The 6,548-nt window shown below is 65.2% G+C and carries 5 protein-coding genes; 2 read left to right on the top strand and 3 right to left on the bottom strand.

Annotated elements, in window-relative coordinates:
• Together ACXJL8_RS30095 and ACXJL8_RS30090 are read left to right on the top strand one after the other, a co-directional pair.
• A partial coding sequence (locus ACXJL8_RS30095; protein ID WP_456686096.1) for a methyl-accepting chemotaxis protein occupies window positions 1-1,487 on the top strand: 1,487 nt, incomplete at its 5' end.
• A gap of 362 nt (window positions 1,488-1,849) precedes the next feature.
• Window positions 1,850-3,859, top strand: coding sequence for a HAMP domain-containing methyl-accepting chemotaxis protein (locus ACXJL8_RS30090; protein WP_456686095.1), 2,010 nt, complete (start codon window positions 1,850-1,852; stop codon window positions 3,857-3,859).
• 58 nt (window positions 3,860-3,917) lie between these two features.
• Here the strand turns inward: ACXJL8_RS30090 and ACXJL8_RS30085 are convergent, their stop codons facing one another.
• The 3 genes from ACXJL8_RS30085 to ACXJL8_RS30075 form a co-directional block, all read right to left on the bottom strand.
• Window positions 3,918-4,604 carry a glutathione S-transferase family protein gene (locus ACXJL8_RS30085; protein WP_456620479.1) on the bottom strand — a complete coding sequence of 229 codons (687 nt, stop codon included), beginning with the start codon at window positions 4,602-4,604 and terminating at the stop codon, window positions 3,918-3,920.
• A gap of 143 nt (window positions 4,605-4,747) precedes the next feature.
• A complete protein-coding gene (locus tag ACXJL8_RS30080) occupies window positions 4,748-5,074 on the bottom strand; it encodes a hypothetical protein (RefSeq protein WP_456620480.1) in 327 nt (108 codons plus the stop codon).
• 177 nt (window positions 5,075-5,251) lie between these two features.
• Window positions 5,252-6,382: a DNA methyltransferase gene (locus ACXJL8_RS30075; RefSeq protein WP_456686094.1), complete on the bottom strand. Its 1,131-nt coding sequence runs from the start codon at window positions 6,380-6,382 to the stop codon at window positions 5,252-5,254.
• Window positions 6,383-6,548 lie beyond the last annotated feature (166 nt).

The raw sequence follows: 6,548 nt of genomic DNA, 5'->3' as shown, positions 1-6,548 counted from the left end.
AATCCAGGCTGCTTCTCGTTCAAATCGCAAACTGGCGTTTCCTGGCTTTGCGCGACACCAAGGGGCCTGCCAATTTCAGGACGAATGTGGACAGGGCCATGCAGCGGCTCACGGCGCTCGAAAAGAGCCCACAGGCCACGGAATTGCGAGCCACGCTTACGCCGGTGAAGACCTCGCTCGGAATCTACAAATCCGCGTTCGAGACGACGTCGGCCGCGATGCTCCAGGCCGACGAGATCTACCACAAGAACCTCGCGCCGCTCATCGTCGAGAGCATCGGCAAGCTTAAGGTGGCGGAAACCGCCTTGAAGAAGGATTACAAGGATTCGCGCAACCTGGCCGAAGCCGTGATCGAGGGCACGACGTCCGTGCAGGCGATCGCGGGCGGTCTCGCCACCCTGTTCGGATTGATCGTCGCCTTCCTGATCGCCCGCAGCATCGTGGGTCCCCTGACCGCGATGACGCGCGCGATGGGGCTGCTTGCCGGCGGCAATCTCGAGGTCGAGATTCCCGGCCGCGGCAAGGCCGACGAGATCGGCGACATGGCCAAGGCGATCGTGGTGTTCAAGGACAACATGATCGACACCGAGCGCCTGCGCAACGAGCAGGTGGAGGTCGAGGCGCGGCAGGCCGAGAGCCGCAAGAAAGACATGGTCCGGCTCGCCGACCAGTTCGAGCAGGCGGTCGGCGAGATCGTGAACACCGTGTCGTCGGCGTCGGGTGAGCTCGAGGCCTCCGCCGGCACGCTGACGGCAACCGCGACGCGCGCCCAGGACCTGTCCACCGAAGTGGCGTCCGCATCGCAGGAAGCCACGGCCAACGTGCAAGCCGTTGCCTCCGCGACCGAGGAGCTGTCCTCTTCGGTCTCGGAGATCGCCCGTCAGGTGCAGGAATCCGCCCGCATCGCCGGCGAGGCCGTGGGGCAGGCAAGCAAGACCAACGCGCGCGTCAGCGAGCTTTCCAAGGCCGCCGCCCGCATCGGCGACGTGGTCGAGCTGATCAGCACCATCGCCGGCCAGACCAACCTGCTGGCGCTGAACGCCACCATCGAGGCGGCGCGCGCGGGTGAAGCCGGCCGCGGCTTTGCCGTGGTCGCCTCCGAGGTCAAGGCGCTGGCCGAGCAGACCGCGAAGGCCACGGGCGAGATCGCCCAGCAGGTCTCCGGCATTCAGGCAGCGACGGAGGAGTCGGTCGGCTCCATCAGGGAGATCAGCGGCACCATCGAGCGGCTGTCGGAGATCTCGTCGACGGTCGCGGCTGCCGTGGAGCAGCAGGGCGCGGCAACGCAGGAGATCTCCCGCAATGTCCAGCAGGCGGCTCACGGCACCCAGCGCGTTTCGACCAATATCGGCGACGTGCAGCGTGGCGCCTCCGAGACCGGCTCGGCCTCCTCGCAGGTGCTCTCCGCGGCGCGTTCGCTGTCGGCCGACAGCAACCGGTTGAAGCAGGAAGTCGCCAAGTTCCTGAGCTCGGTCCACGCCGCCTGATCGGCGCGGGCCCCGCGAGAAACAAAGGTCCATGCGCAGGCGCGTGGACCTGCGATGGTGGCGCGTGTGGATGCTTCAGCCCGATCGCGCGGGCCGCGCGAGCTGCATGCCGGACAAGTCCGATCGCCGCATTCCTGTTCAGATGACTGCAGAATTGGCGGTGCAGGCCGCGCTCACGGCATCTTTTGCGCGATCTCCGTAGTCGATGCGTGGCAAATGCAGCATTGAATTAAGAAATGTTCTTCACGGTGTCGCGGTGCAGCGCGAATCTCCGAAAGGTGATTGCGGCTGGGCGGGTGGCCGTTGCGACGTCGGGGAGTCGTTTGGCTGCTCCATCTCTCTTGCTATGGATGGACGGAAAAATGCCGAACTTGCRTTTGAGAATTCGGGGGCGTCTCTACGCCGGATTTTCGGTTCTTGTAGCCGTCGGTTTGATCATGGCCGCGGTCGCGATCTGGAATTTGTGGGCGGTCCAGGGCCAGATGGCGCGGCTATCCGCACTCTCGGACAACACGGCCCGCGTTCAGGAAATCTCGATCAACCTCCAGGCGCTGCGGCGCGCCAATCTTCGCTACATCTATGACGCCAACGAGCCGGCCTTCAAGGAGGCTGCGGAGCGGGAGGTGACGACGGCGGAGCTGCTGAAGGCCGCGGCCAAGTCGACGGTCTCCGAGGAGCGGCTCAAGATCTACAATGGCCTGATCGGTGACGTCGAAAAGATGAAGTCGCTGCGGGAGCGTATGGGCGCTGCCGTCAATGAGACGACCAAGGGCAAGGCTGTCCTGCTCGCCGGCGGCGATGAGCTGACCGCCAATACCGGCAAGCTCGTCGACGCCGCGCGTGAAACCGGCGATACCAGCGTGACCGCCCCCGTCGCCGATCTCGAATCCAAGATCCTGCTGGTTCGTGTCGCAAACTGGCGCTTCCTCGCCGTCCGGGACGCAAAGGGGCCGGCGACCTTCAGGACCAATGTCGACCGGGCGCAGCAAGCGCTCCAGTCACTGGAGGGGGCCGGTCTGCCGAACGAGGTCAAGGCCGCGTTCGGGCCGATCAAGAGCTCGCTTTCGGCCTACAAGGCGGCCTTCGAGACGACCTCCGCCGCAACCCTCCAGGCCGATGAAATCTACCGCAACGATATCGCTCCCCTGATCAGCGAAAGCGTCGACAAGCTCAAGGTTGCGGAAACCGGACTGAAGGCCGACTACCAGAAGTCGCGCGCGGCCGCCGATGGCGTCATTGCCAATACGACCTGGATCCAGGAAGTCGCCGGCGGCCTTGCCGTTCTGTTCGGCGGCCTCGTCGCCTTCCTGATCGGCCGCAGCATTGCCGGGCCGCTGACCACGATGACCGGGGCGATGGGAGCCCTCGCCGGTGGCGATCTCAAGGTCGAGATTCCCGGACGCGGAAAGACCGACGAGATCGGCGACATGGCCCAGGCGATCCAGGTGTTCAAGGAGAGCATGGTCGAGACCGAACGCCTGCGCGAAGAGCAGGTGGTGACCGGGGCGCGGCAGGCCGAGCAGCGCAAGGCCGACATGCGGAATCTGGCCGGCGAATTCGAGCGGGCCGTGGGCGAGATCGTCGACACCGTGTCGTCGGCGTCGACCGAGCTCGAAGCGTCGGCCGGCACCCTGACCACCACGGCCACGCGCGCCCGCGACTTGTCGACGGAAGTGGCCTCGGCGTCGCAGGAGGCCTCGGCCAACGTGCAGGCGGTGGCCTCGGCGACCGAGGAGCTCTCCTCGTCGGTCAGCGAAATCGCGCGCCAGGTGCAGGAATCCGCCCGCATCGCCGGCGAGGCGGTGGTCCAGGCGAGCCGCACCAACGAACGCGTCGGCGAGCTCTCCAAGGCGGCCGCCCGCATCGGCGACGTGGTCGAGCTCATCAGCACGATCGCCGGCCAGACCAACCTCCTGGCGCTGAACGCGACCATCGAGGCGGCGCGCGCGGGAGAAGCGGGACGCGGCTTTGCCGTGGTCGCCTCCGAGGTCAAGGCGCTGGCCGAGCAGACCGCGAAAGCCACCGGCGAGATCGGTCAGCAGATTTCGAGCATCCAGGCCGCCACCGAGCAATCGGTTGGCGCGATCAGGGAGATCAGCGGCACCATCGAGCGCTTGTCGGAAATCTCCTCCACCGTCGCGGCGGCGGTGGAAGAGCAGGGCGCGGCCACGCAGGAGATCTCCCGCAACGTCCAGCAGGCGGCCCGGGGCACGCAGCTTGTGTCGGCCAATATCGGCGACGTGCAGCACGGCGCATCGGAGACCGGCTCGGCATCCTCGCAGGTGCTGTCGTCGGCGCGCTCGCTGTCGGCCGACAGCAACCGGTTGAAGCTCGAGGTCGGCAAGTTCCTCGACTCGGTGCGCGCCGCCTGAAGCTTCAAAGCAAAAGGCCACGCGCATGCGCGTGGCCTTGAATGGCAGCCTGGCGCGATCAGGCCACCTTCGTCGTCATGTGCTTGAACATGTTGCCGCGGGCCTCGTCGTCCATCTCGGCCTTGAACGTGAACTTGTCCTTCAGGGCGATGGCGCGCGCCGCCGCAGGCCTGCCCGAGATTTCGTCGACCAGCCGCTTGACGTTCGGGTATCGCGCAAAGGCGTCGTCGCCGAGCTTGAACGGCACCATCCGCGCCCAGCCCCACAGCGCCATGTCGACGATCGAATAGCTGTCGCCGACCATGTAGCGGCGGCCTTTGAGGTGACCGTCGAGAATTTTGTAGTGGCGATCGGTCTCGTACTGGTAGCGGTTATTGGCGTAGTCGTGGTTCTGATCCTTCGGCGCAAAATGCTTGAAGTGCACGGCCTGACCCGAATAGGGCCCGACGCCGGTCGCCACGAACATCAGCCAGGACAACGTCTCGCCGCGAACATTTGCGGCGGGCAGGAATTTGCCGGTCTTCTCGGCGAGATAGAGCAGGATGGCATTCGAATCGAACACGATCGTGCCGTTGTCGTCGATTGCCGGCACCTTGGCGTTCGGATTGATCTTGAGAAATTCCGGCGTGAACTGCTCGCCCTTGCGGGTGTCGATCTTCACCGGCTCGAACGCCAGCCCGGCTTCTTCGAGATAAAGCGCGACCTTGGTCGGGTTCGGCGATCCGTTGAAATAGAATTTGAGCATCGTTTGTCTCCCCGATTCCTCTCGCCAGTTCTGGTGCCGAGAGCGAACGCGGCATCATTGCCGCAGGCGGCCTCCTCTTGCCCAAATCCTGACTGAAAGCGCAACCGGCGAGTTTGCCGTGCGGTATCTGCGCCCGGCGCAGATCAGCCGGCGTAACAAAGGCCGATCGCGGCCGTAATGACCATCGCCGCGCCGACCGCCTCCAGCCGCAGCCCGAGCCGCGCGGCGAGATGCATGTCGGAGGCCCGCGCCGCGCGTTCCGATCCGCGCGCATAGCCGTGCACGATGACGTCGTGATTGAAGGTGTCGTGCGCCTCGTTGCTGCTGGCGAGCCCGACGCAGATCACCAGCACGCCGAACAGGGCGAGGCCGAAAAAGCCCAGCAGCGCGATCAGGAACATCGGAAACATGCCGACCAGGAAGATCGGCAGCAGCGGCACCAGCAGCAATGTCTCGGACTGTCGTCGCATGGGAGCCGACCGGTCAGGACGGGAGCGATCGGTCAAATCTAGTCCTGGCCGTCGCGTCATTCAAGGATGCCGTAGGGTGGGCAAAGGCGCAAAGCGCCGTGCCCACCACGTGTCGCGCTGCACTCAAGATGGTGGGCACGCTTCGCTTTGCCCACCCTACGAGATTGCAGGAACCGGCTACTCCGCGGCCATGCCGGCGCGGATCTCCGCGCGGAGCTCGTCGATCAGCTTGAGGCCCTTCTTGGTCTCGATGTGCCAGAAGGTCCAGCCGTTGCAGGCCTGCGCACCTTGCGCCACGGCGCCGATGCGGTGGATCGAGCCGACCTTGTCGCCGAGCATGATGGCACCGTCGGCGCGCACCAGCGCCCCTAACTTCTTCTTGGCGTCGAACAGCTTCGTGCCGGGCATGATCATGCCGCGCTCGATCAGCTCGGAGAACGCGACCCGCGGCGCGTCGCGCGCGGTCATGAACGGGGCGAGGCTCTCCTCCGGCAGCGGTTCGACCGCGGCGATGCGGGCCTCTGCCGCCTTGGCATAGGTCTTGTCGCGCTCGAAGCCGATATAGGAGCGGCCGAGGCGTTTTGCCACCGCGCCGGTGGTGCCGGTGCCGTTGAAGGGGTCGATCACGAGATCGCCGGGTTTCGACGACGACAGCAGCACGCGCGCGAGCAGGCCTTCCGGCTTCTGCGTCGGATGCACTTTCTTGCCGTCGGCGCCCTTGAGGCGCTCCTCGCCGGTGCAGAGCGGGATCAGCCAGTCGGAGCGGGCTTGCACGTCCTCGTTGGCCGCCTTCAGCGCTTCGTAATTGAACGTGTAGCCCTTGGCCTTCTCGTCGCGCGCGGCCCAGATCATGGTCTCGTGCGCGTTGGTGAAACGGCGGCCGCGGAAATTCGGCATCGGGTTGGTCTTGCGCCAGACGATGTCGTTCAGGAGCCAGAAGCCGAGGTCCTGCATGATCGCGCCGACGCGGAAGATGTTGTGATAGGAGCCGATCACCCAGATCGTCGCCGACGGCTTCATCGCGCGGCGGGCGGCAAGCAGCCAGGCGCGGGTGAAATCGTCATAGGCGGAGAATGAATCGAACTTGTCCCAGTCGTCGTTGACGGCATCGACATGGGATTCGTCGGGGCGCTTGAGATCGCCCTTGAGCTGGAGATTGTAGGGCGGATCGGCGAACACGAGGTCGACCGAACCAGCCTGAAGCTTCGACATCTCGGCAACGCAATCACCGAGGATGATGCGATGCGCGGGAGACTCAAAGTTTGTGCGGGGCGCCCTTGCAGACGCCCCGCGACGCGACTCTACCATGACTCAAGAACTCTGACTCAGGCGACGCTGTCGGCGACGCGGGACCAAACAACCGACTGGCCGTTACATTGAAGGGGCAAAGTAAAAATCGACTTAACCCGCTGCTTTTGTGAGCAGGCGTCGCATCCTGCGTCGAACGTGGTTCGTCGCGCGCATTCTCCATGTT

This window comes from Bradyrhizobium sp. P5_C11_2, assembly GCF_054049755.1.
This window is presented reverse-complemented; position numbering and strand designations above follow the sequence as displayed.

Coding starts and splice junctions, on each gene's coding strand:
- ACXJL8_RS30085 (WP_456620479.1), bottom strand. CDS start 4,604: ATGCTCAAATTCTATTTCAACGGATCGCCGAACCCGACCAAGGTCGCG.
- ACXJL8_RS30075 (WP_456686094.1), bottom strand. CDS start 6,382: ATGGTAGAGTCGCGTCGCGGGGCGTCTGCAAGGGCGCCCCGCACAAAC.
- ACXJL8_RS30080 (WP_456620480.1), bottom strand. CDS start 5,074: ATGCGACGACAGTCCGAGACATTGCTGCTGGTGCCGCTGCTGCCGATC.